The 22,894-nt window shown below is 63.7% G+C and carries 23 protein-coding genes; 10 read left to right on the top strand and 13 right to left on the bottom strand.

From position 1 onward, the window contains the following. Positions 1-16: 16 nt before the first annotated feature. The 8 genes from NKH54_RS00060 to NKH54_RS00095 all read right to left on the bottom strand — a co-directional run bounded on the left by NKH54_RS00060 (position 17) and on the right by NKH54_RS00095 (position 6,428). Positions 17-361 carry a cupin domain-containing protein gene (locus NKH54_RS00060; RefSeq protein WP_023672951.1) on the bottom strand — a complete coding sequence of 115 codons (345 nt, stop codon included), beginning with the start codon at positions 359-361 and terminating at the stop codon, positions 17-19. 23 nt (positions 362-384) lie between these two features. Continuing rightward, positions 385-726 (bottom strand): cupin domain-containing protein, encoded by a 342-nt coding sequence (locus NKH54_RS00065; RefSeq protein WP_023672950.1) that lies wholly within the window; start codon positions 724-726, stop codon positions 385-387. A gap of 21 nt (positions 727-747) precedes the next feature. Beyond that, positions 748-1,098, bottom strand: coding sequence for a cupin domain-containing protein (locus NKH54_RS00070; protein ID WP_023672949.1), 351 nt, complete (start codon positions 1,096-1,098; stop codon positions 748-750). Then, positions 1,095-2,369, bottom strand: a complete 1,275-nt coding sequence (locus NKH54_RS00075; RefSeq protein ID WP_353027509.1) for a glycosyltransferase — start codon at positions 2,367-2,369, stop codon at positions 1,095-1,097. Before NKH54_RS00075 ends, NKH54_RS00070 begins: the two co-directional genes overlap by 4 nt. 9 nt (positions 2,370-2,378) lie before the next feature. Further along, positions 2,379-3,452 carry an ABC transporter ATP-binding protein gene (locus tag NKH54_RS00080; protein WP_023692047.1) on the bottom strand — a complete coding sequence of 358 codons (1,074 nt, stop codon included), beginning with the start codon at positions 3,450-3,452 and terminating at the stop codon, positions 2,379-2,381. Then, entirely contained in the window at positions 3,449-4,240 is a 792-nt protein-coding gene (locus tag NKH54_RS00085; protein ID WP_023672946.1) for an ABC transporter permease, read from the bottom strand. The genes NKH54_RS00080 and NKH54_RS00085 overlap by 4 nt, the downstream gene beginning before the upstream one ends. 186 nt (positions 4,241-4,426) lie before the next feature. After that, positions 4,427-5,269, bottom strand: coding sequence for an ABC transporter permease (locus NKH54_RS00090; protein ID WP_023672945.1), 843 nt, complete (start codon positions 5,267-5,269; stop codon positions 4,427-4,429). 94 nt (positions 5,270-5,363) lie between these two features. Next, positions 5,364-6,428: a polyamine ABC transporter substrate-binding protein gene (locus NKH54_RS00095; protein WP_023685711.1), complete on the bottom strand. Its 1,065-nt coding sequence runs from the start codon at positions 6,426-6,428 to the stop codon at positions 5,364-5,366. Between the two features lie 234 nt (positions 6,429-6,662). Between NKH54_RS00095 and NKH54_RS00100 the strand changes: the two genes are divergently transcribed. The 5 genes from NKH54_RS00100 to ggt are packed head-to-tail and all read left to right on the top strand — an operon-like array spanning position 6,663 to position 13,210. After that, a complete protein-coding gene (locus NKH54_RS00100) occupies positions 6,663-7,601 on the top strand; it encodes a GntR family transcriptional regulator (RefSeq protein WP_023685712.1) in 939 nt (312 codons plus the stop codon). Between the two features lie 10 nt (positions 7,602-7,611). Further along, positions 7,612-8,895: a glycosyltransferase gene (locus NKH54_RS00105; protein ID WP_023698837.1), complete on the top strand. Its 1,284-nt coding sequence runs from the start codon at positions 7,612-7,614 to the stop codon at positions 8,893-8,895. Positions 8,896-8,901: 6 nt separating this feature from the next. After that, positions 8,902-10,284: a glutamine synthetase family protein gene (locus NKH54_RS00110; protein ID WP_353027510.1), complete on the top strand. Its 1,383-nt coding sequence runs from the start codon at positions 8,902-8,904 to the stop codon at positions 10,282-10,284. Positions 10,285-10,286: 2 nt separating this feature from the next. After that, the gene (locus tag NKH54_RS00115) at positions 10,287-11,588 is read left to right on the top strand and encodes an NAD(P)/FAD-dependent oxidoreductase (protein WP_353027511.1); all 1,302 of its coding nucleotides are present in this window, start codon (positions 10,287-10,289) and stop codon (positions 11,586-11,588) included. Between the two features lie 35 nt (positions 11,589-11,623). Continuing rightward, positions 11,624-13,210, top strand: a complete 1,587-nt coding sequence (ggt, locus tag NKH54_RS00120) for a gamma-glutamyltransferase (protein ID WP_353027512.1) — start codon at positions 11,624-11,626, stop codon at positions 13,208-13,210. Between the two features lie 22 nt (positions 13,211-13,232). On the opposite strand, the gene NKH54_RS00125 is transcribed toward ggt, so the two are convergent. From NKH54_RS00125 to NKH54_RS00145, 5 genes are all read right to left on the bottom strand, one after another. Next, positions 13,233-13,397 carry a hypothetical protein gene (locus tag NKH54_RS00125; RefSeq protein ID WP_023701459.1) on the bottom strand — a complete coding sequence of 55 codons (165 nt, stop codon included), beginning with the start codon at positions 13,395-13,397 and terminating at the stop codon, positions 13,233-13,235. Then, a complete protein-coding gene (locus NKH54_RS00130) occupies positions 13,394-14,449 on the bottom strand; it encodes an ABC transporter ATP-binding protein (protein WP_023743081.1) in 1,056 nt (351 codons plus the stop codon). Before NKH54_RS00130 ends, NKH54_RS00125 begins: the two co-directional genes overlap by 4 nt. 11 nt (positions 14,450-14,460) lie before the next feature. Continuing rightward, positions 14,461-15,294 (bottom strand): carbohydrate ABC transporter permease, encoded by an 834-nt coding sequence (locus NKH54_RS00135; protein WP_031196887.1) that lies wholly within the window; start codon positions 15,292-15,294, stop codon positions 14,461-14,463. Between the two features lie 10 nt (positions 15,295-15,304). Beyond that, positions 15,305-16,234, bottom strand: coding sequence for a carbohydrate ABC transporter permease (locus tag NKH54_RS00140; RefSeq protein ID WP_155922446.1), 930 nt, complete (start codon positions 16,232-16,234; stop codon positions 15,305-15,307). 67 nt (positions 16,235-16,301) lie between these two features. Further along, entirely contained in the window at positions 16,302-17,615 is a 1,314-nt protein-coding gene (locus NKH54_RS00145) for an ABC transporter substrate-binding protein (RefSeq protein ID WP_023826303.1), read from the bottom strand. A 237-nt stretch (positions 17,616-17,852) separates the two neighbouring features. Between NKH54_RS00145 and NKH54_RS00150 the strand changes: the two genes are divergently transcribed. The 5 genes from NKH54_RS00150 to NKH54_RS00170 are packed head-to-tail and all read left to right on the top strand — an operon-like array spanning position 17,853 to position 22,890. Continuing rightward, a complete protein-coding gene (locus NKH54_RS00150) occupies positions 17,853-18,530 on the top strand; it encodes a beta/alpha barrel domain-containing protein (protein ID WP_023743084.1) in 678 nt (225 codons plus the stop codon). Then, positions 18,530-19,987, top strand: a complete 1,458-nt coding sequence (locus NKH54_RS00155; RefSeq protein WP_023754216.1) for a xylulokinase — start codon at positions 18,530-18,532, stop codon at positions 19,985-19,987. Before NKH54_RS00150 ends, NKH54_RS00155 begins: the two co-directional genes overlap by 1 nt. Before the next feature lie 14 nt (positions 19,988-20,001). Beyond that, positions 20,002-21,294, top strand: coding sequence for an iron-containing alcohol dehydrogenase (locus tag NKH54_RS00160; RefSeq protein WP_081731567.1), 1,293 nt, complete (start codon positions 20,002-20,004; stop codon positions 21,292-21,294). Between the two features lie 7 nt (positions 21,295-21,301). Next, a complete protein-coding gene (locus tag NKH54_RS00165; RefSeq protein WP_023692036.1) occupies positions 21,302-22,105 on the top strand; it encodes an HAD-IIB family hydrolase in 804 nt (267 codons plus the stop codon). A 2-nt stretch (positions 22,106-22,107) separates the two neighbouring features. After that, on the top strand, positions 22,108-22,890 hold the full coding sequence (locus tag NKH54_RS00170; protein WP_023686645.1) for a DeoR/GlpR family DNA-binding transcription regulator: 783 nt from the start codon (positions 22,108-22,110) through the stop codon (positions 22,888-22,890). Positions 22,891-22,894: the final 4 nt, after the last annotated feature.

Here is a 22,894-nt window from a genome sequence, read left to right on the forward strand (position 1 = left end):
GTCCTTTCAGGTCCGCTCAGCGGATCATGTAGACCTTCTTGATGGTCTCATGGACGGTGCAGACGCCTTTCCAATTCTGAGGAAAGAACGCCGCCGTGTCCGGCTCGATCTGGATGACCTCGCCCGATTCGTGCACATAGGTGCAGCGGCCCTCGAGGAAGTGGCAGAACTCGTCACGGGTGACATGGCAGTGCCATTTGCCGGGGGTGCAGACCCACAGGCCGCATTCCGAACGGCCCTCCGGCCCCTTGTAGAGCAGCTTGCCCGAGGTGTGGGACACGCCCTCGATCATGGTCGGGATGACGCCCCAGTCGACGAGGTCGGTGATGGCAAGCGGGGATTGCATGATGGGCGTGGTCATGGCGATTTCCTTTAAAAAAGTGCTCAGCGGCACATGAAGGCCTTGGTCAGTGTTTGCGTGATGGTGGAGGTGCCGGCCCAGCCGGCGGGGAAGAACACCAGCATGCCGGCCTCGACCGGGATCTCTTCGCCATTCTCGCGGACATAGGTCCCGCGGCCCGACAGGAAATGGCAGAACTCGTCGGCGGCAAAGGTAACCTTGCGGCTGCCTGGCGTGCACGACCACAGGCCGCATTCGCTTGAGCCGTCCGGGTTCTGCGAGAGGATCCTGCCCGAGGCGCGCGGCGAGCCGGCAAGCGTGTTGCTGCCCCCGCCCCAGTCCTCCAGTTTCACGGTCGAGGCCTTTGGCCAGTGCGGTGTCGGCATATTGGGAAGCTCCGTTGCTGTTCAAGCCAGCATGTAGACGTTGCGCATGGTCTCATGCACGGTGCATTCGCCTGTCCAGCCGGCAGGGAACATGACCACGGTCCCGGCTGCGACTTCTACCACCTCCCCGGCATCCGACCGGTACGTCGCGCGGCCGGCGACGAAATGGCACAATTCGTCGCGCGGAATCGAGAGCCGCCAGCGGCCGGGCGTGCAGACCCAGATGCCGGATTCCGGCTGGTTGTTGGGTCCTTTGTGGACAAGCCTGCCGGTCGAGTGCGACGCGCCGTCGAGCGCGTCGGACTGGGCGCCCCAGTCGACGAGGTCGGTGCGGGTGGAGGCTTGGTAAAGGTGCGGGGCGGAGGAGGTCACAGCAACTTCTCCAGCAACCCTGCGGCCTTTTCCGGTCCGTTCTGTGCCCGCATCTGCGACGAGGTCTTCGCCAGCTTGGCCTTCATCTTGGGGTCGGTCAGGCAAGCCTCGATCCTGCTGACCAACTGGGCGTCGCTCCAGTCGTAGCGCGGCATGCCGAAGCCGTGGCCGGTTTCCTGGACGCGGGTGGCGTTGTCGTGGCCGTCCCAGACATAGGGCATGATGACGGCCGGCTTGCCGAAATAGAGGCACTCCGTGAACGAGTTGTTGCCGCCATGGTGGATGACGGCATCGACCTGCGGGATGACTGAAGGCTGCGGAAACCAGCTCTCGACGATGACGTTGTCCGGCACATCCGTGTACAGGTCCTTGTAGCCGCCGACATTGACCAGCGCGCGGTAACGGGTCTTGCCCAGTGTTGTGATGATGCGCTTCAACAAATCGACATCGCCAGCGCCGAGGCTGCCGAAGGAGACATAGAGCAGCGGCCCGTCATTGTTCTCGGCGAAGGTCGGCACGGCGTATGGCTTTTCCTGCCGCACGCAGCCTTCGAGATACTGGAATTTCGTCGTATCAAGCGGATGGCGGCGTTTGAACTTTGCCGCTTCGGGATAGAGCAGCAGATTGAGATAGGGCGAGGCCTCGAAGAACTGACCGACCGGGTATGGCGCTTCATTGTTTGCGGTGAGGAAGGCGTTGAAGTCGTCGTGGATGGGCTTGATCACCGCATTGAAATGATCGCGATAGCGCTGGTGGCCGACATGGTCGTTCTCGCCGCAACCGGAGAGATGCGGCGGGATGTCCTCATCCTCGATCTCGTTTTCCGAGCAGGAGATGACGCGCACCCAAGGCTTGCCGAACTGTTTGATGGCCGGAAACAGGATGACATTGTCGACGCAAATGACATCAGGCTTGATGGCGGCCAGGACTCGCGGCAAATCCTTCTGCGCCCATTTGGCGCTGTCGACAATCGCGGTCCAGCAATCCTTCACGTAATTGTCGACCTGATCGTAGGGCGATTTGCGGAAGTTCGGGATGTGGCCGTTGATGAAGTCTTCCCAGAATTTCGCCATCTGCTCGGGCGGCATCGGCTCCGACAGGTTCACCGGATGCGCTTCGAAGCCGTAACCCTTGTAGACATCGACAAAGCCGGGGTCGGACAGGAACACTGCCTTATGGCCGCGCGCCTCGACGGCTTGCGCGATGCCGACCGAATTGAGCGCCGGGCCGTAGGCCGCTTCGGGAAAAAACGCGATCGTCTTCTGCGCCATCAAGCTCTCCTATTCCTGAAAAATTCTGACATCGGCGGCGTCCCAGCCGAGTTCGACCTGATCGCCCGACGAGACCGGCCGGCGGTCGGCGGCATCGGCGGTGACGCGCACCAGAAATGGTTTTGGCGACAGAGGCGTGCGGACATGCAGCTGCAGGTCGAGCCCGTGATAGGCCAGCGCCTCAACCGTGCCGGCGATGCGGTTGGCGGTCTCGGCTGACGGGAACAGCCGGATGCGCTCGGGTCGCACCGAAGCGACAGCGGAAGCGCCGGGTGTGAGCTTGGCGGGAACCTTGCCGGTGATGCGCGCGCCGTTCGCGGCGATCACGCCATCCGCAGACATCTTGCCCGGTACGAAATTCATCACGCCGATGAAGTCGGCGACGAAACGGTCGGTGGGATGCTCGTAGATCACGTGCGGCGTGTCGCATTGCAGCAGCTGGCCGTCCTTGAGCACCGCCATGCGGTCGGCCATGACGAGTGACTCTTCCTGGTCGTGGGTGACGATGACGAAGGTGATGCCGACTTCGTGCTGCAGGCGCTTCAGCTCCATCTGCATGGCGCCGCGCAGTTTCTTGTCCAGCGCGCCCAGCGGTTCGTCGAGCAGCAGCAACCGAGGCCGTTTGACCAGCGCGCGGGCGAGCGCGACGCGCTGCTTCTGGCCACCCGACAATTGCTCAGGCTTACGGTCGGCGAAGGGGACAAGCTCGGTGGTGGCCAGAATGGCCTCGACGCGGGAACGGATTTCAGCTTTCGGCAAGCGCTCCATCTCCAGCCCGTAGGAGACATTGGCGCGCACGCTCATATGCGGGAACAGCGCGTAGGACTGGAACATCAGATTGACCGGCCGCTTGTTGGGCGGGGTCCGGGCGATGTCTTTGCCATCGAGCAGTATGCGGCCGTCGGTTGGCGTCTCGAAGCCGGCCAGCATGCGCAGCAGCGTGGTCTTGCCGCAGCCGGAGGGTCCAAGCAGCGCGAAGAACTCGTTTTCGCGGATGTCGAGCGAGATGCCGTCGACGGCGGTGACCCGGCCGAACTTCTTCGAAACGTTATCAATGGCCAGCAGCGTGCGCGGTTCGCTCATTGGCCGATGATCCCACGGTTGAGCCGCTGCGACAGGGTCAGCGCGGTGATGGATACCGCCATGACGATGGTCGCCAGCGCGTTGATCTCCGGCGTGATGCCGAAGCGGATCATGGCGTAGATCTGCATAGGCAGCGTCGTCGAGGCGCGGCCGGCACCGGCGGTGAAGAAGGCGATGATGAACTCGTCGACCGAGAGCGTGAAGGCAAGCAGAGCGCCGGCAATCACTGCCGGCGCGATGACCGGCAATGTCACACGCCGGAAGGTGGTCAGAGCCGAGGCGCCGAGGTCGGCGGAGGCCTCGACGATCGACCAGTCGAAACTCTTTAGCCTTGCGCGCACCACCGAGCAGACGAAGGCGAGGTTGAAGACGACATGGGCGAGGATGATGGTGTGCAGGCCCATGGTCAGGTTTAGCATGGAGAAGAACGACAGCAGAGCGATCGCCAGGACGATGTCGGGGATGATCATCGGTGCGAAGATCAGCGCCTCGAGACCCCTGCCGTATTGCCGGCGCATCTCGATGCCGATGGCCAGCAGCGTGCCGAGCAGCGTGGCGATGGCCGTGGAGACCAACGCCACGATCAGCGTGTTGAGCGCAGCGGAAAGGATGGCGGAATTGCCGGCCAGCGAGGCATACCATTTCAGCGAAAAGCCCGACCATGCCGTCGGCAATCCGCCTTCGTTGAAGGACAGCGCCACCAGCACGGCGATGGGGATGTAGAGGAAGGCGAAGACGAGGGTGAGGATCGTCCGCATGCCGAGCGTACGGGTGAAGGAATGGGTCATCGCCGGCCTCCGACAATTGGAAGGCAAGCGAACGACCAGAGTCCTTCTCCCTGTTCACGGGTAGAAGATACCGGCAGGCAGATGAGGGGCAGCGCTGAGCGTCGCAAAGGTTGACGCCGCCCCTCATCCGCCCCTTCGGGGCACCTTCTCCCGGTGAACGGGGAGAAGGCAATAATTGCGCAGCGCTCAGCCATCGGCGTCACCCTTTGCCTCAGCCGCACGCCCCGCGGCGCGGTCGGCGGCGAGCGCCTGCGCCATCAGCACCAGAAGCATGATGGCGATCAGCGCCATGGCGAGCGCTGCGCCGAACGGCCAGTCATTGGCAGTCAGGAACTGGTCGTAAACGAGGTTGCCGATCATCTGGAAGCGGCCGCCACCGAGCAGCGCCGGGGTGACGAAATTGCCGATCGACAGCACGAAGACGAAGACAGCACCCGCAGCGATGCCGGGCACGGTCAGCGGCAGGATGACACGTCGGAAAGTGGTGGCAGCGGAGGCGCCGAGATCGCGCGATGCCTCGGCCAGTTCCGGGTTGAGGCGCGACAGCGGCGCGTAGCAGGCGAGGATGACGAAGGGCAGATAGTTGTAGACGAGGCCCGCGATGACCGAGCCTTCGGTATAGAGCATCGAGGGCGGTTCGCCGGTGTAGCCGAACCAGCGCAGCAACTGGGTGATCAGCCCTTCGCGGTTCAGCAGCACGATCCAGGCATAGGTGCGGATCAGATAGTTGGACCAGAACGGCAGCACGGCGAAGAACAGGAAAATTGGCTGCCACCGGCGCGGTGCGGCCGCGATCGCATAGGCTGCGGCATAGCCAATCACCACCGCAATCAAGGTCGCGGTGCCGGCGATACGTGCTGAGTTGAGGAAGATGCCGGCATAGAGCGGGTCGAAGACCAACCCGAAATTTTCCAGCGTCAAAGTGTAGTCGATGCCGCCATAGACGCCGCGCCGGAAGAAGGCGAGCGCCAGCACCAGGGCGCATGGCACCACCATCAGCGCGGTCAGCCAGACCAGCGCCGGGGCCATCAGCAGAGAGGAACGAAGTCGGGTCTGGGACAATTTCTCGGGTACCGCTCAGGGCCGGCGGCAGAAGTGCTGCCGGCCGTGAAGTCTGCGCCGCTTACTGCGCGGCCTTGATCTCGCTGACGATCTTGGAATAGTCGCGCTGGGCTTCGCCGACGTCACGCAACTGCTCGAACTTGACGAGATCGGCCACCGGCATCGCCATGTTGGGGAATTTGGCCAGGAAGTCGGCCGGCAGGCTTTCCATCGCCGGCTTGTTCGGCACCTTGTAGTCGATGTTCTGCGCCGCCCAGGCGTGGTTCTTGGCGTCGAGCATGAAGTTGATGAACTTGAAGGCGTCGTCCTTGTGCTCGGACGCCTTCATCACCACCATCGTGTCGACCCACAGGTCCGAACCTTCTTTAGGGATGACGTATTTGATCTCCGGCTTGTCGGCGATGCCGTAATTGCACCAGCCGTCCCAGGCCTGCACCATCAGCGCCTCGCCGGAAACCAGCTTGGAATAGAAGGTGGTGTCGTCATAGGCGAGCAGGGTCTTCTTGGCGGAGATCAAGAGGTCCTTGACCTCGGCCATCTTGGCCGGGTCGGTCTCGTTGACCGAATAGCCCTTGTCGAGCTGCCCGGCGGCCAGCAGCCAGCGATCGGTCGCCAGCATGGTGGTCTTGCCCTTCATCTCGTCGGAAGGGGCGAGCAGGTCGCTCCAGCTCGTGGGCGCCGTCTTGACAAGGTCAGAGCGGTAGCAGAGGCCCGTCGTGCCCCAGGTGTAAGGCACGGAGAAAGCGTTGCCGACATCGTGCGGCAGCTTGGTCGCTTCGGGATAGAGGTTGGCGAGGTTGGGGATCTTGGCATGGTCGATCGGCTCGGTCAGGCCAAGCTTGTTTAATACTTCGGCGAAGGGCGAGGAGACGAAGACCACGTCATAGCCCTTGCCGCCGGCGGCAATCAGCTTGCCCATGATCTCTTCATTGGTGGCGTGCACCACCACTTCGCCGGCAACGCCGGTGGCGGTCTTGAAAGCGGCCATGGCGTCGGGTGCCATGTACCCATCCCAGTTCGAAATAACGAGGTCGGCTGCGGCGGCCGGCACCGAGAGCGTCAGGGCGAGACCGAGAGCGATTGAGGATGTATTGAGCGCACGGCGCCGCAGGCTGGTAGCGGTCATGGCAGTCTCCCATTCGGTTTGATCGTCGAAATCATTTGCCGGACCAAGGCCGGCGACGCGCGCGCCTGCCTTGATCCTGTTCCCTCGGTCTTTTCTCGCCGATTGTGCCGACAGTACTATTGCAGAAAAAAGTACGTCAATCCATAATCTGTCAACGACGGAGGAATTTGGCCGATTGTCCCTGTTCCGGCGATCAGCCAGACCAATGCGCCACATTCGCATTCGAGAAAAGTCATGCAAGCCGTAGCCAGACGACCTCGCACCAACCATCTCGATCTGGCGCAGCGCATCCTGGATGTGGCGCGGCAGCGTGGCTTCGAGCCTGGCGCCCGCCTGCCCGAACAGCAGATCGCCTCGCTGTGCAATGTCTCGCGCACGCCCGTACGCGCCGCACTCGGCCTGCTCGCGGAACGGGGCGTGGTGCGCTGGGAGGCCGACAGCGGTTATCATCTGACGGTCGACCTCGCCGCCCAGCCCGCCATTGCCGCCGAACTACCCAGTGCGGAGGAAGACGAGCTCGCCGAAGCCATCCTGCGCGACCGCTCGGCGCGACGGTTGGACCAGACGGTGACCATCGCGGGGCTGATGCGACGCTACGACGCTGATCGCAAGACGGTACTAAAAGCACTTAACAAACTGACCGACGAGAATCTTCTGGATCGTGCGCCTGGGCAATCCTGGTTGTTTCGCCGCGCGCCGGACGATCCGGAGGCGCAAGGCGAAAGCTACGAGTTCCGCCTGGTGCTGGAGCCGGCGGCCATCCTGACGCCAGGCTTTCGGCTGGACGGGGCGCGGGCAGCAATGTTGCGGCAAGGCATGGAAGCGCTTGCAGCGCTGCCGGACGAGACATTCGACACGCGCGAGTTCCAGCGGCTGGACATGGATTTTCATGGCATGATCGCCGAGGGCTGCGCCAACCGTTTTGTGTCGGATGCATTGGCCGATCATCTCCGCCTGCGCCGGCTGCCGGGCATCTATTCCGGCGTCAACGTGTTTCGGCTGCGGCAATCGTTGCGCGAACACTCGGGCATACTCGACTATCTTGAAAGCCGGCAGTATGAGGTGGCTGCCGATCTGCTTCGCATCCACCTGCGGCTCTCCCGCAGCCAGCGACCGCAAGCAGCCAGCCGCGGAGCTCCCGCACTGTTCGGCATGATCAGCCGGCCGGATTGAAGAGGAATAATTGACGCGTAAAGCCAGCCCGACCATCGCGCTGTTTCCCGAAGCCAGTTTCGGCGCCGCGTTGAATTGCGTCGGTATCGCACAGGCATTGCGCGCACGGGGCGCTCGCCCCGTCTTCATCTGCCATGCCGGCTTCTCCGGCGTCTTTACCGACTATGGCTTCCAGGAATACCATCTGCCGACGGATGAGCCGCTGAGCGACAGCGACCGCCAGAGCTATTGGCAGGCCTTCGTGCGCCGGCACCTGCCGCATTTCCGGCTGAGCCCGATCGACCAGCTCGAGACCTATGTCGCGCCGACCTGGCAAGCGATCGTCGACACCGCCGTCAACGCCGAGGCGCCGCTGCGCCAATTGCTGGCGCGGCTGAAGCCGGACGCGGTGGTGCTCGACAACGTCATCATGTTCCCGGCGATCGCCGCCGCCGGCTGCCCGTGGGTGCGCGTCGTCTCCTGTGCCGAGACGGAACTGCCGGATGCCGAGGTGCCGCCCTATCTCTCGGGGATGGGTGCCGACGACCCGCAACGTGCGGCGTTCGAAGCGCGCTATCTCGCGGCCTCCGCACCCGCGCATGAGCGCTTCAACCGTTTTCGTGCGGATGCCGGCTTGGCGCCGTTGCCCAAGGGCCTGTTCCTCGAGACATCACCCGACCTCAATCTGCTGCTGACGCCAGCGATCGTACGGCGTGAGCGGGCCGAGCCGCTCGACCCCAAACGCTTTGTCTATCTCGAAGGCTGCGTGCGTTCGGAAGGGCCATTCGAGGTGCCGGTGTTTCCGCGCAATGGCGGCCCGCTGGTCTATGTCAGCTTCGGCAGTCTCGGCGCCATGGATGTCGGGCTGATCGAACGCATGCTCGCCGTCTTCGACCGGCTGCCGGCGCGCTTCATCGTCAATGCCGGCGGCCTGCGCGACGCCTACCGCGCGGTGCCGGACAATGTCTATCTCGACGCCTGGTTTCCGCAGCCTTCGGTGGTGGCGAAGTCGGACCTGTTCATCCACCATGGCGGCAACAACAGCTTTTGCGAGGCGCTGCGCTTCGGCGTGCCGTCGCTGATCATGCCCTATTGCTGGGACGGTCACGACAATGCGCAACGCGCGGGAGAGACGGGCGTGGGCGACCATATCGGCCGCGACGCCTGGACCGAAGGGGGATTGGAGAGAGCCATTCTCGGCCTGCTGGCCGACGATGCGATGCGCGCCCGCCTCAGGGACAATGCTGCCAAGATGGCGCTGACCCCTGGAACGGATGTGGCCGCGCAAGCCATACTCTCTCTCATAGGTACGTGAAGCAAAATGCAGGACAAAAATACCAACACCGCTCTCTTCACCGGCAACGATCCCAAGGCCTGGCTCGCCCAGCACGGCATCACGGAGGTCGAGTGCCTGGTGCCCGACATGAATGGCGTGCTGCGCGGCAAGGCGCTGCCGACAGCAAAATTCCTCAAGGCGCTGGAAGACCGCGCACTTTACCTGCCGAGCAGCGCTTTCCTGGTCAGCATTGATGGCCGCTACTCCGGTTCGATCGACGAAGGCTTTGCCTATCAAGACCCGGATATGCGCATGGTGCCTGATATGTCGACGCTGTGCCTGGCGCCGGGCGGTGGCGCTGGCAAAGCCTATGTCTTCGCCGACGCCTTCCACATGGAAGGCAAGCCCTGGATGGCCTCGCCACGACATGTGCTGCGCGCCGTGCTCGATCTCTACCGGAAGCGCGGTTGGCGCGCGGTGGTGGCGCCGGAAGTCGAATTCTATCTGACCGCGCCCAATCCGAATCCCGACCGGCCGCTGACGGCACCGGTTGGCGCCAATGGCCGCGCCGAGGGCTCGCAGCATCCCTATGACATGGTGGCGCTGGAAGAATTCGAGCCGGTGATAAGGCGCGTCTATGATTATGCCGCAGCCGCCGGCCTGCCGCTCGACACGCTGATCCATGAATCGGGCACCGCGCAGCTGGAGATCAATCTGCTGCACGGCGACGCGGTGCCACTCGCCGACCAGGTGCTGCTGTTCAAGCGGCTGACGCGCCAGGCAGCGCAGCAGAGCGGCATGCACGCCACCTTCATGGCCAAGCCGATCGCCGCGCAGGCCGGCAGCTCGATGCATCTGCACATGTCTGTCGTCGATGAAACGACAGGCGCCGCGCTGTTTGCCGACAGAGATGATGCAGACACCGAAATGTTCGGCCATTTCATCGGCGGCCTGCAGAAATATGTGCCCGAGATCATGCCGCTATTCGCACCCAACGTGAACTCGTTCCGCCGCATCCGGCCGAACCACAGCGCGCCGGCCAACATCGAATGGTCGCATGACAACCGCTCCTGCGGCCTGCGCGTGCCGGCAGGTGGCCGCGCCGCCCGGCGGGTAGAGAACCGCTTGCCGGGTGCGGATTGCAATCCCTATCTGGCGATCGCCGGTTCGCTGCTTGCCGGCTATCTCGGCGTCGAGCAGAAGCTGGCGCGCTCGGCTGAGGCCTCGGGCAATGCCTACAGGATCAAAAGCACGCTGCCGAAAACGATGGAGGAGGCGCTTGATCGTTTCACTGCTTGCGAGCCGGTGCGGGCATTGCTCGGCGAGGATTTTTTCCAGACCTATCTGCGCGTCAAGAGCGTCGAACTCGACCTGTTCCAAAGCGTGGTGACGAGTTGGGAACGCGACCATTTGCTGCTGAAGGTGTGATCATGGCCTCCGGCTCAACGGGTTTCAATTCGGGCCTCGATATCGGCAAATCCTACTATGTCGCCACCGCCAATCCGGCGCCGGAACATCCGGCGCTGGTGGGAGATGTCGGCGCCGATCTGGTGGTGGTCGGCGGCGGCTGCACCGGCCTGTCGGCCGCCCTTCATGCCGCCGAGCGCGGCCTGAAGGTGGTGCTGCTCGAAGGCGGCAAGATCGGCTGGGGCGCGTCGGGCCGCAATGGCGGCCAGATGATCCCTGGCCTGCGCAAAGGCGCCAAGGGGTTGGTCAAGCTTTACGGCCCCGAGCGGGCGAAGGCGCTGTTCGACCTCGCCTTCGAGGCGCGGGGCCTGGTGCTCGACATCATCGAGCGCCACGCCATCGATTGCGATCTGCGGCTGACCGGCCATCTCGTCGGCGCCGTTAATGGCTCCGACCTCAGGGATCTCGAAGACGAGGCCAAATGCCTCGAGAGCGTGATGAAGTTCCGCGACGTCGAGATCCTGTCGGCGGCGCAGGCACGCGGCAAGGTGGACACGCCCTATCATGGCGCGATGTATGAGCCGCTTGGCGGCCATATGCATCCGCTGAACTACACGCTCGGCCTTGCCCGTGCCGCCGTAGCGGCCGGTGTCGTCATCCATGAAAATTCCGTCGCGGTAAAGCTGGAGCGCGAGCCTTCGATCCGGGTCTCGACGGCGCAGGGGTCGGTAAGGGCCAAACATGTCGTGCTGGCCGGCGACGCGTTGCTGCATGGGCTGGAGCCGCGCGTCAACAGCCGCATCATGCCGGTCGGCAACTACATCGTCGCCACCGAACCGCTGGAGGGTAAACGCAATGTCGTCCCGGCCAATGTCGCGGTGTCCGACACGCGCTTCGTCGTCAACTACTACCGCATGTCGGCGGACGGTCGGCTGCTGTTCGGCGGCGGCGAGCGCTACACGCCATCGCCGCCGGCCGACATTGCCGGCTTCGTGCGGCCGCACATGGAGGCCACCTTCCTGCAATTGAAGGGCTGCCGCATCGATCATGCCTGGGGCGGCCTGGTGTCGGTGACCACGTCGCGGCTGCCGCATGTCGGGCACTATGGCGAGGTCTATTTCGCGCATGGCTATTCCGGCAAGGGCGTCATCCTGTCAACGCTGTCGGGCAAGCTGCTGGCCGAAGCGATTACGGGCGACGCCTCGCGGCTGGACCTGTTCTCGACTTTGACCCCGATGCCGTTCCCGGGCGGTACGGCGCTGCGGGGCCCGCTCTATGTGCTGGGGATGTTGTGGTACGCGATGCGCGACCGTATCAAGCATTGAGGTTAGTACCGGCGGGTGGATCATCGGAGGATTGCATGCGTGATTTTCAGTTCCCCGGCCGCTCGCCGGTTCGCGCGACAGAAGCCATGGCGGCGACATCGCATCCGCTGGCGACGCTGGCCGCCATCGACATGCTGCGCTCAGGCGGAAATGCGATGGACGCCGCCGTCTGCGCGGCGGCGGTGCAAGGCGTCGTCGAGCCGCAATCGACCGGCATCGGCGGCGACTGTTTTGTGCTCTACAGCCCCAAAGGCGAGGGCGAGGTGCTGGCCTTCAACGGCTCGGGGCGATCGCCTGCTGCTGCAAATGCCGATTGGTTTCTGGAGCGGGGCCATGGCGAACTGCCTGGAACCGGACCGCATGCCGTCACCGTTCCGGGCGCCATCGACGCGTGGTGCCGGCTGCTTGAAGATCACGGCAGGAAGGGCATCGACGCCGCGCTGGCTCCGGCCATTCGCTATGCCGAACAAGGCTATGTCGTTCATGATCGCGTCGCCTTCGATTGGGCTGACGAGGTCGCCCTGCTCGCCGCCGACGAACATGCGGCGCGGATCTTCCTGCCGAACGGCCGGGCACCACAGGCCGGTGATGTGCATCGGCAGCCGGAACTCGCGGAAACCTTGCGCATGATCTCGAAGCAAGGTCGCGCCGGCTTCTATGAGGGCGAGGTCGCCGGTGATCTGGTGGCGCGTCTCGGCGCGCTGGGCGGGCTGCATGCGCTGGACGATTTCGCTGCAACCAAGGGCGACTACGTCAAGGCGGTGAACACGTCCTATCGCGGCTACGACATCCATCAGATGCCGCCAAACAATCAGGGCATGACGGCGTTGATCATGCTGAACGTGCTTTCCGGCGTTGCGCTCGGGTCATTGGAGCCGAACAGCGCCGAGCGGCTGCATCTCGAGATCGAAGCCGGCCGGCTTGCCTACCAAGACCGCGATACTTTCATCGGCGACCAGGATTTCGTCCAGGTCCCCGTCGAACAACTGCTGTCGGCAGCCCATGCGGAGCGGCTGCGCGCCGCCATCGATCCGGCCCTCGCCATGACGCATCTGCCGCGGCTTGAGCTGCCGCGCAGCGACACCGTCTATATCTCCGTGGTCGACCGCGACCGCAATGCAGTCAGCTTCATCAACTCGACCTTCGGTTCCTTCGGCAGCGGCGTCGTCGGTCCCAAGACAGGCGTCGTGCTGCAGAATCGCGGCAGCAGTTTTCGCCTCACGGAAGGCCATCCAAATCGTATCGCGCCGCGAAAGCGACCGATGCACACCATCATGCCTGGCATGGCGACGCGAGGGGGTAAGGTGGTGATGCCGTTCGGGGTGATGGGCGGCGGCTACCAGCCGTTCGGCCATGTCCATCTGTTGACCAACATGATCGATTTCGGGATGGACCCGCAGCAGGCACTGGATGCGCCACGGGTGTTCTACAAGGACAATGCCGTGCTGGCCGAGCGCGGGATTCCGGCTGAGGCGATCGCCGGCCTGCGTCAGCGCGGCCATCAGGTTTCGATCGCCGAGGAGCCGCATGGCGGCGGCCAGCTGGTGCTGATCGATTGGGAAAAGGGCACGCTCACCGGTGCCTCCGATCCTCGCAAGGACGGTTGTGCGCTGGGCTACTGATCTGCGTTGCTGGAATGCGCATTCAGAACCAGATCAGCCAGACAAGCTGCAGGGTTACCAGTGCAATGGCGTCCCAGAAGATGAGTTCGCCTGTCGAGAACCAGCGCCGCGACCGGTTGAAGCTGTAGAACAGCCACCAGACCAAGGCTGCGGCGGCCAGCGGCACCAAAGCGAGCAGCGTGCTCACGGCAGCCGCGCTCCCGACACAGCATCGAATGTGTGCAGCGCTGCCGGCGGAAAGCGTAGATAAAGCGGCTGGCCGGGATCGAAAGCGCGATCGTCATTCACGGTCCTGACGATCAGCGCGTTGGCCTCGCTATTGGCGAAGATCAGCACGTCCGGCTCGACCGGTTCGACGACGTCGACGGCAAACAGGATGGCGTCGCCGGCAGTCGCGTCGACAAGCTGGATCTGCTCCGGGCGAATGCCGAGCACGATGGGACCATCAGGCTTTCCCGGAAGCGGGCAAGTGAAACCGCTGGCGTGGAAGACGCCGGCGCGGACATCGCCATCGAACGTGTTCATCGCTGGACGGCCGATGAATTCGGCGATGAAGCGATTGGCAGGCCGCCGATAGATCTCGCGCGGGTCGTCGTACTGGATCAGTGCGCCTTCGCGCAATACCGCGACCCTGGTCGCCAGCGTCATCGCCTCTTCCTGGTCGTGGGTGACGAAGACGAAGGTCTTTTTCAGCTCGCGATGCAGACGCTTCAGCTCGGTGCGCATGTGGAGCCGCAACAAGGCGTCGAGATTGGACAGCGGCTCGTCCATCAGACAGAGGCTCGGCTGCCAGACGAGTGCGCGGGCCACAGCCACGCGCTGCGCTTGGCCGCCCGACAATTGCGAAGGGCGGCGGTCGAGGTAGCGGGTTATTTCCAAGAGTTCGGCCATGGCGCGCACGCAGCGGTCGAGCTCGGCGGCCGGCATTTTTCGGATGCGCAAGGGATAGGCGATGTTCTCGTAGACGCTCTTATGGCTGTAGAGCGCATAGTTCTGGAACACCATGCCCATGCCGCGCAGGCGCGGCGGCAGGTCGGTGACATCGCGACCCTCGACCATGATGCGGCCGGCCGTGGGACGTTCAAGGCCGGCAAGCAGCCGGCAGGCTGTCGTCTTGCCGGAACCAGAGGGCCCGAGCAGAACCAGGAATTCGCCGGGCTCGAAAGCAAGATCGAGCGCCTGCAGCGCCACCGTCCCGTCGGGGAAAGCCTTGGTGACGCCGTCGAAAACAATTGCCATGCGAGATCCCTTCAACCCTTGACCGCGCCGAAGGTGAGGCCGCGCACGAGCTGTTTCTGGACAAGGAAAGTGAAAAGCACGATCGGCAGCGTCGCCACGATGGCGACCGCCGCGACTTGGCCCCATAGCGTGCCATGCGGCGTCACCAGCCCCGGTATGCCGACGGTCAGCGGCCGCCCGTCGAAGGCGACGAGTATGAAGGCATAGAGGAACTCGTTCCACGACAGGATGAAGCAGAGCACCGCTGTGGCGCCCATGCCGGGTGCGGCCAGCGGCGCGACGACGAAGAAGAATGCGCCGAGCCGCGAGCGGCCGTCCATCATCGCGGCTTCGTCGATCTCCCTGGGGATTTCGGCGAAGAAGCCGCGCATCATCCAGACGACGAGCGACAGGTTGAAGGAGGTGTGGGCGATCACCACGGCGTAGATGGTGTCGATCAGGCCAAGCGAGGTGAAGAACAGGAACAGCGGCACGGCGATCGAGATCGGCGGCGCCATGCGCGTGGTCAGGAAGAAGAAGAACAGGTCTTCCTTGCCGGGGAAATTGGAGCGGGCAAAGCCATAGGCAGCCGGCGCGCCGATGACGATGCAGAGCACCGTAGACGACACCGAGATCAGCACCGAGTTGATTGCCAGCGGCCAGTATTCCTTGTCGATGAAGACGGCGGGATAGTTGGCAAGCGTCGGTGAAAAAATCCATTTCGGCACAGAAGACAGAAGATCGACGCGGTTCTTGAACGACGCCAGCACCATCCAGACGTAAGGCGTCAGCGCGACCACGACGGCGACGAGCAACACCGACCAGGCAAAGCTTTTCCAGGCGCGGTTGGTGGACTGATCGATCATCGCCGCGCCCTCAAAACGCCGCCGCCTGCTTGCGGCTCGACCAGTAGACGGCCTTGTAAAAGACGGAGCACAGGATCAGCACGACGAGATAGATCATGAAGGCGACCGCGGCGCCGTAGCCGAGGTCCCAGTTGCGGAAGTTGACGCGGTAGGCATAGATCGACACCAGTTCGGTCAGCGTTCCGGGACCGCCGCCGGTCATCAGGAAAACCTTGTCGAACTCCTTGAAGGCATCGATGCCGCGCAGCAATAGCACCAGCGCGATGACGGGCCGCAGCAGCGGCAGCATGACATCGCGAAAGATCTGAAACGGTTTTGCGCCATCCATCATCGCCGCCTCGAACGGCGCGCGCGGCAGGCTCATCATGCCGGCGAGCATGATCAGGGTGACGAAAGGCGTCCACTGCCAGACATCGATGGCGACGATGGTCGGAAACACCAGGTCGGGTGCCGAAAGCACCGCCGAATTCTGCGCCAGCAGGCCGACCTTGCGCATGTAGAAGGTGAGCATGCCGAAATCGCCCTGCAACAGCAGCCGCCAGATCAGCCCGACGGCGACCGGCGCAATCATCATCGGGATGAGCAGCAGTGTGGTGAGAAGCCGCTGGCTGGCGACGAAGCGGAAGATCAGGAAGGCCAGCGCAAAGCCGAGCAGGAATTCCAGGCCGACGGCGATGATGACGAATTTCAGCGTCAGCAGGAACGATGCCCAGAAGAATGGGTCGTTGCGCATCAGCTTGCGGAAATTGTCGAAACCGACGAAGGCGCCGGCATGGCTGGCGTCGGCGAAGCTGAGGTCGGTCAGCGCGGTGTAGACCATGTAGTAGAACGGGCCGACCAGGAAGACGACGACGAGCAGCGTCGCCGGCAGCATCAAGAGCGGCCCCACCCCACGGTCGAGAAGCGGCATTCCGCGCGGCGATGGAGTGCGGTTCGTCACGGGCGTTTCCTGCGGACAAGATCGGCTACCCGCTTGTGCGGGTAGCCTCTGCGCGACATCTCAAGGCCTATCGTGCCGGATAGGTCATGGGTGCGCAAGAACCGAGCAGTGTCGAGATGTCGGTGGCGGCGGTGTCGAGGGCGGCCTGCGCCTCCTTTTCGCCGGCGAGGTAGGATGACAGTTCGCGCACCAGTATGTCGGTCATCTCGGCCGATTGCGGCAGCGTCGCCTTCGGCACCGCATGCTCGTTGGCCTCCATCGACGCCTTGGCGTAGGGCAGTTTCTGCACCTCCGCCGAGGCATAGACATCGGGCCGGCCCGAGGCGCCGCCATTGAGATGCTGCTCGAGCTGGCGGTCATAGCCCATCATCCACTGGACGAAGAGGAAGGCGGCCTGCTGGTTCTTCGAATAGACCGGGATCAGATAGGTCCAGCCCTCGACCTGGCCGATCTTGCCGCCGTCGCCTTGCGGCACGAGATCGAAGCCAACCTTGCCGACCACGGTGGAGGCCGTGGTGTCGACCGATACGGCATAGGTTGCGTCGTTCCACATGATCAGCTCGGCGACCTTGGCTTGCTGCATCAGCGCCATGACATCATCCCAGAAATAGTTGAGGCTGTCCGGCGGCGAGAATTGCAGCAGGCTCTTGTAATATTCGAGCGAGGCGACGGCCTTGGGGCTGTTGACGATGACCGGGCCGCAGGCCGAGCCGCTCTTCACGTCGAGCACGTCGCCGCCGAAGGAATAAAGGAAGTTGAGCCACTCATACCACAGCGCCTCGTGGCGCTTGCCCTGCAGGGCGGTGCCGTAAAAGCCCTGGTCGGGGCGATAGAACCATTCGGCGATATCGCGATATTGCTTCCAGTCCTTGGCGGGAGCGAGGTCGTAGCCATACTTGGCCTTGAAGCCTGCCTGCTCCTTGGGATCGGCGAGCAGGTCCGAGCGATACCACATGAACATGTTGAGCACTGTGAAGGGGAAGCCGTACTCCTTGCCGTCATACCAGGAGATTTCGTGCCAGGCGGTCTGGTAGAGCTGCTTCTCCGGCTCGAAGCTCGGATCGCGCAAAGCCGGGTCGGCCATCATCTTGGCGATTTCGACCAGATGGTTGTTGGTGGCGAACTTGCCGAGTTCGCGATGCGGCTGGATGATGACGTCGTAGCGGCCGCGGTGCGAGTTGAGATCGAGCTGCACCTTGTTGACGGCTTCCGAGTGCTCGTACATCTCGACTTCGACATGGATGCCGGTCTGTTTTTCAAACTCCGGCGCCATCTTCTTCAGCGCTTCGAGCGGCGGCAGCGCCTCGCCGACCATGCGGATGGTCTGGCCGCTATAGGGTTTCGACGCCTCTTTCAGATCCCACGCGGCCGCTTGTGTCACTTGCCACGTCAGGGGCCACACAAATACGGCTGCGACGAGCAGTCTGGACGCAGTACGTCTCAGCGGCTTGAGCATTCTTCCCTCTCCCTAGAAGTCGTGCCTGGCGGGCTGGCGCCCGTTCTGTCATAAAATGTGTGGTACTGCAAATCAAAATGTGGCACCTTGCAACAAATGGCTGGGAGGTGTTAACAGACCGGCAGCAAACCGGCTTTCCCGACCAGGCGAGGGACCTTTCGGATGGACTTCATCTTCATGCTGACGCGCAACGATCGCACGGTCGAGGACTGTCTCGACCTGGTCGAATTGATTGAGCCGGTCGGCCTGAAGCATGTCGGCTTCAAGGATATTGGCGTCGCGCCGGATGTGCTGCGCAAGCTCGCTGTCGCCATTGGCCGGACAGGCGCCACCACTTACATGGAAGTTGTCTCGACGACGGCTGAGGCCTGCCTTAATTCCGCGCGCATCGCCAGGGATCTCGGCGTCCGGCGCCTGCTCGGTGGAACCCAGGTCGACGAGATCATGGCGTTGCTGGAGGGGAGCGGCACCGAATACTACCCTTTTCCGGGTCGGCCGGTCGGCCATCCGACCAAGCTCGGCGGTTCGGCCGAGGATGTCGAGGCCGACTGCCGCGCCTTCGCCGAGAAGGGTTGTGCGGGATGCGACATCCTCGCCTATCGCGCCACCGAGGCCGACCCGGCCGAACTGGTGCGCGCAGCCCGGCGCGGGCTTGGTCCGTCGCGGCATCTGATCGTCGCCGGCGCCGTGGCATCAGCCGATCGGATCAAGGCGATCAAGCTGGCCGGCGCCAACGCTTTTACCATTGGCACAGCGGTGTTCGACGGTTCCTATTCGCCGACGAAAGGTTCTATCCTCTCGCAACTGCGGGATGTTCTCGCGGATTGCGAGCGTGTCTAATGCCAGTCATCGGCATCGATCTCGGCACACAAAGCCTGAAGGCGATCGTTGTCGATGACGAATTGCGGCTGCGTGGCGAGGCCGCTGTGTTGTACCAGCCGGCCTTCCCGGCGCCCGGCTGGGCCGAACAGAATCCGGCGCTGTGGCTGGCGGCGCTCAAGCCGGCCATTGCCGGCGCGCTCGACAAGGCTGGGCTTGCGCCGTCCGACATCAAGGGCATTGCCATTGCCGGCCAACTCGACGGCTGTGTTGCGGTCGACAGCAGCGGCCAGGCCCTGACGCCGTGCATCATCTGGATGGATCGGCGCGCGGCGGCAGAGATCGCCGCCATCGATCCGGACTTCATCCGCGAGCGCACCGGTCTCGTTCTGGACGCCACGCATATGGCGGCGAAAATCCGCTGGGCCGCGCGCAACCTGCCCGAAGCGCGCCGAGTGGCGCTCTGGCATCAACCGGTATCATTCGTGGTCGCAGCGTTGTGCGGTCGTGCCGTCATCGATCACGCGCTGGCCTCGACGACCATGCTCTATGGGCTGAAGGAGCACAACTATGCCGGCGATCTGCTGGCGGCCTTCGACATCGATGCAGATAAATTGCCCGGCATCGACGATGCATCTGAGATCGCCGGCGCCTTGACGCACGCCGGCGCCGAGCTCACCGGTCTGCCTGTGAGCACGCCGCTGGCGGTCGGCACCGGCGATGATTTTTCGGCCGCCATAGGCGCCGGGGTCGTCGTGCCCGGTGTCGTCGCCTGCAATCTCGGCACGGCCGAAGTGGTCGGCGCGGTGTCCGGCACGCTTCGCCTCGACCCCGGCGGCCTGGTCGAGACCCATGGCTTTCTCGGCGACGGCTATTTCATCTCCAATCCCGGATGGCTCTCGGGCGGCGCGGTGACGTGGTTTCTAACAACCTTCGGCGTCGATTCGCCGGCGGCGATGTCGGAACTGGCGGCGACGGTGGTTGCCGGCAGCGACGATTTGCTGTTCCTGCCGGCCTTGTCCGGTGCCATGGCGCCGCGCTGGATCGCCGAAGCGCGTGCCGCTTTCTACGGCCTGACATCCTTCCACGGCAAAGCGGCCTGCGCTCGCGCAGTGCTGGAAGGCTGCGCCTTCGCCATGCGCGACGTTGTCGACCGGCTGGACGAGCTCGGCATAACAACCGGGCGCATCCGGCTCTCAGGCGGTGGCGCGCGCAGCCGGGTATGGGCGCAAATCCGTGCCGATGTCAGCGGCAGGCCGGTCGAGATCGCGGATGCGGCCGATGCCTCGCCGATCGGTGCTGCAATCCTTGCCGCCGCAGCCATCGGCCTTACCTCCTCAGTGCAGCAGGCGGCTGAAAGGCTGGCCGGCCACATCGAGACGATCGACCCTGATCCTTCCGCCAAGGCCGCCTACGACAGAAGTTACCGCCGGTATCGCACCTTGTTCGATGCCCTGACCCCGCTTCATGCTGACTGACCGGACTGCATCCTATGTCCAGACAAATGCTCGATCGCCTTATTGCCGGCACGCTGCCTGACCCGGATAGCCAGGGAATGCTGTCGGTGCCGCTGAAGACCATCGTCATAGGGCGCGGTCTCGGCGACGAAGCCGATGCGCTGGTCAAGCCGCTGCCGCTCGGCCGCAGGCTCGCCGTTGTCATGGATCCCGACACAAGGCTGGCTCTCGGCGAGAGAGTGTCGATTGCGCTGCGCGGCTCGATCGATGTCGACAAGATCATCCTGCCGCGCCATCCGCATCCCGACATGGACGCCGTGCGATCGGTGATCGCCCGCACGAAAGACGCCAGCGGTCTGGTCGCGGTCGGATCGGGCTCGATCAATGACATCACCAAATATGCCGCCCATCTGACCCAAAAGCCCTATGCGGTGTTCGGCACCGCGCCGTCGATGAACGGCTACACCTCGGTGTCTGCGGCAATCACAGAGGACGGCCTGAAGAAATCGCTGACGGCGAGCCTGCCGGTCGGTGTCTTCCTCGATCTCGATGTCATGGCGCGAGCGCCGCACCGGCTGATCGCTGCCGGCTTCGGCGATTCGATGGCGCGGCCGACCGCGCAGACCGATTGGCTGATGGCGCATCTGTTGCTCGGCACGCCCTACCGGGAGGCGCCGTTCATGCTTCTGGCCGAGGACGAGGAGGCGCTCATCGCCAAGGCCGGCGAACTCGGGACCGGCGACCTTGAGGCGATGGAAGTGCTGGTGCGCACGCTGGTCATGTCCGGTCTCGGCATGACACTGTGCGGCGGCTCTTATCCGGCCAGCCAGGGCGAACATCTGATCGCCCACTATATCGACATGCGGGGCCAGGGATTGCCTGAGACGCATCACGGCGAACACATAGCGGTGACGACGTTGACGATGGCGCGGCTGCAGGAACGCGTGCTGGCGCTGCGGGAGCTGCAGCTCGCGCCGTCCGCCGATACGCCAGACCGCTTCATCGAAATCTTCGGCGAAACGCTCGGACGTTCCTGCTGGGCGGCATTCAAGCCCAAGCTGCTGGACCGCGAACGGGCAAACGCCATCAACACCATGCTGGCCAAGCAATGGCGCTCGCATCGTGAAAGGCTGGTGCGGGTGGCACGCCCGGCGCGCGAGATCGCGGCAGCACTGCGCGCCGCCGGCGCGCCGACCACGCCGCAAGAGGTCGCCATACCGGCTGGCTTCTACGACGAGGCGGTCGCCAATGCCCGGCTGATCCGCGACAGGTTCACCATGCTCGACGTCGCGGCTGCCTCGCTCGAAACGGTTGCGGCGGGAGCCTGAGCGGGTGCTGCGTCCGCTTGCCGACTTCACCGCGCTAGACCGGCGCAACATCGCCGTCGTTCTGACCGATATCGACGACACCTTGACCGACAAGGGACGGCTGCCGGCAAAAGCCTATGCGGCGCTCGAGCGGCTGAAGCAGGCCGGCTTCCTTGTCGCGCCGGTGACCGGCCGCCCTGCCGGCTGGTGCGACCTGATCGCGCGGCAATGGCCGGTCGATGGCGTGATCGGCGAGAACGGCGCTTTCTATTTCCGCTATGACGGCACTGCCAAGCGCATCGTTCGTCACTATGCCAGGAGTGCCGGCGAAAGGCAGGCTGACGCGGCGCGCCTGCGCGAGATCGAACGCGCCGTGCTCGCGGAAATTCCGGGTGCGGCGGTCGCCGCTGACCAGGCCTATCGCGAAGCCGATTTGGCGATCGATTTTCGCGAGGATGTCGCGCCGCTGCCCAAATCTGAAGTGCTGAAGATCGTCGCTATCTTTCAGCGCTATGGAGCGGCGGCGAAAATCTCGTCCATCCATGTCAATGGCTGGTTCGGCAAATACGACAAACTGTCAACAAGCCGGCTATTCTTGCGCGACTGTTTTGGTATAGACATAGACCACGACAAGGACAGCATTGTCTTCGTCGGCGATAGTCCAAACGATGCGCCAATGTTCGGCTTCTTCCCCAACAGCGTCGGTGTCGCTAATGTGCTGGACTTCGCCGGCGAACTTCCGGCATCTCCTGCCTTCGTCACAAGCGGGCGCGGCGCGCAAGGGTTTGCCGAGCTTGCCGACGCACTGATTGCTGCAAAGGGAATGGAATAATCATGGATCAGGGCCGACTGACGAAGAAGGAGCGGCACGCGCTTATCCTTTCGGAAGTGCGCCGGTCGGCGTCCATCCGCATCTCCAAACTTGCACGGCGCATCGGCGTCGCCGGCGAGACCATCCGCCGCGATCTCATCGAACTCGGCGATGCCGGGCTGATCAACCGCACCTATGGCGGTGCGACGATCTCGCTGGTGACATCAGAGCCGGTGATTTCGGAGCGCGGCCTGACCCTGGTCGAGGAGCGCGCCCGCATCGGCCGCGGCGCAGCGGGCCTGGTCCAGAAGGGCCAGATCGTGATGATCGATGGCGGTTCGACCACTTATGAGGTGGCGCGCAACCTTTCGCAGCTGAAGCGCGACCTGACCATCATCACCAATTCCACCGGCGTGGCCTCGGTGGCCGGCGCCAATCCGACCTTCCGCGTGCTGCTTTGCCCCGGGACCTATGACAGCCGCGAAGGCAGCGTGCTTGGCGAAGACACCGTCGAGTTCCTGCGCCGCTACAATGCCGACGTCGCCATTATCGGGGCATCGGGGATAAGCGCCGATGGTCCGAGCGACATGATCTCGGGCGCCGCAGCCGTTAAACGCGCAATGATATCGCGTTCACTGTCGACGGTGCTGGTGGTGACCCACGACAAGTTTGGCCGCAGCAGTCTGGAACGCATCTGCGGGCTCGATGACATTGCCGATATCGTCACCGACAGCGAACCGAAGGCCGACCTGCGCACTGCTGCCGAACAGGCGGGCACGGAGCTGCATGTGTTTGCCGCCGACTGATCAG

The sequence above is a fragment of the Mesorhizobium sp. M1004 genome (assembly GCF_040318795.1).
Lineage (GTDB): Bacteria > Pseudomonadota > Alphaproteobacteria > Rhizobiales > Rhizobiaceae > Mesorhizobium.

Bases quoted from the DNA above. Each gene is read 5' to 3' on its own strand.
- NKH54_RS00060 (WP_023672951.1), bottom strand. From the start codon at position 361: ATGACCACGCCCATCATGCAATCCCCGCTTGCCATCACCGACCTCGTC.
- NKH54_RS00065 (WP_023672950.1), bottom strand. From the start codon at position 726: ATGCCGACACCGCACTGGCCAAAGGCCTCGACCGTGAAACTGGAGGAC.
- NKH54_RS00075 (WP_353027509.1), bottom strand. From the start codon at position 2,369: ATGGCGCAGAAGACGATCGCGTTTTTTCCCGAAGCGGCCTACGGCCCG.
- NKH54_RS00080 (WP_023692047.1), bottom strand. From the start codon at position 3,452: ATGAGCGAACCGCGCACGCTGCTGGCCATTGATAACGTTTCGAAGAAG.
- NKH54_RS00085 (WP_023672946.1), bottom strand. From the start codon at position 4,240: ATGACCCATTCCTTCACCCGTACGCTCGGCATGCGGACGATCCTCACC.
- NKH54_RS00090 (WP_023672945.1), bottom strand. From the start codon at position 5,269: ATGGCCCCGGCGCTGGTCTGGCTGACCGCGCTGATGGTGGTGCCATGC.
- NKH54_RS00095 (WP_023685711.1), bottom strand. From the start codon at position 6,428: ATGACCGCTACCAGCCTGCGGCGCCGTGCGCTCAATACATCCTCAATC.
- NKH54_RS00100 (WP_023685712.1), top strand. From the start codon at position 6,663: ATGCAAGCCGTAGCCAGACGACCTCGCACCAACCATCTCGATCTGGCG.
- NKH54_RS00110 (WP_353027510.1), top strand. From the start codon at position 8,902: ATGCAGGACAAAAATACCAACACCGCTCTCTTCACCGGCAACGATCCC.
- NKH54_RS00115 (WP_353027511.1), top strand. From the start codon at position 10,287: ATGGCCTCCGGCTCAACGGGTTTCAATTCGGGCCTCGATATCGGCAAA.
- ggt (WP_353027512.1), top strand. From the start codon at position 11,624: ATGCGTGATTTTCAGTTCCCCGGCCGCTCGCCGGTTCGCGCGACAGAA.
- NKH54_RS00130 (WP_023743081.1), bottom strand. From the start codon at position 14,449: ATGGCAATTGTTTTCGACGGCGTCACCAAGGCTTTCCCCGACGGGACG.
- NKH54_RS00135 (WP_031196887.1), bottom strand. From the start codon at position 15,294: ATGATCGATCAGTCCACCAACCGCGCCTGGAAAAGCTTTGCCTGGTCG.
- NKH54_RS00150 (WP_023743084.1), top strand. From the start codon at position 17,853: ATGGACTTCATCTTCATGCTGACGCGCAACGATCGCACGGTCGAGGAC.
- NKH54_RS00155 (WP_023754216.1), top strand. From the start codon at position 18,530: ATGCCAGTCATCGGCATCGATCTCGGCACACAAAGCCTGAAGGCGATC.
- NKH54_RS00160 (WP_081731567.1), top strand. From the start codon at position 20,002: ATGTCCAGACAAATGCTCGATCGCCTTATTGCCGGCACGCTGCCTGAC.
- NKH54_RS00170 (WP_023686645.1), top strand. From the start codon at position 22,108: ATGGATCAGGGCCGACTGACGAAGAAGGAGCGGCACGCGCTTATCCTT.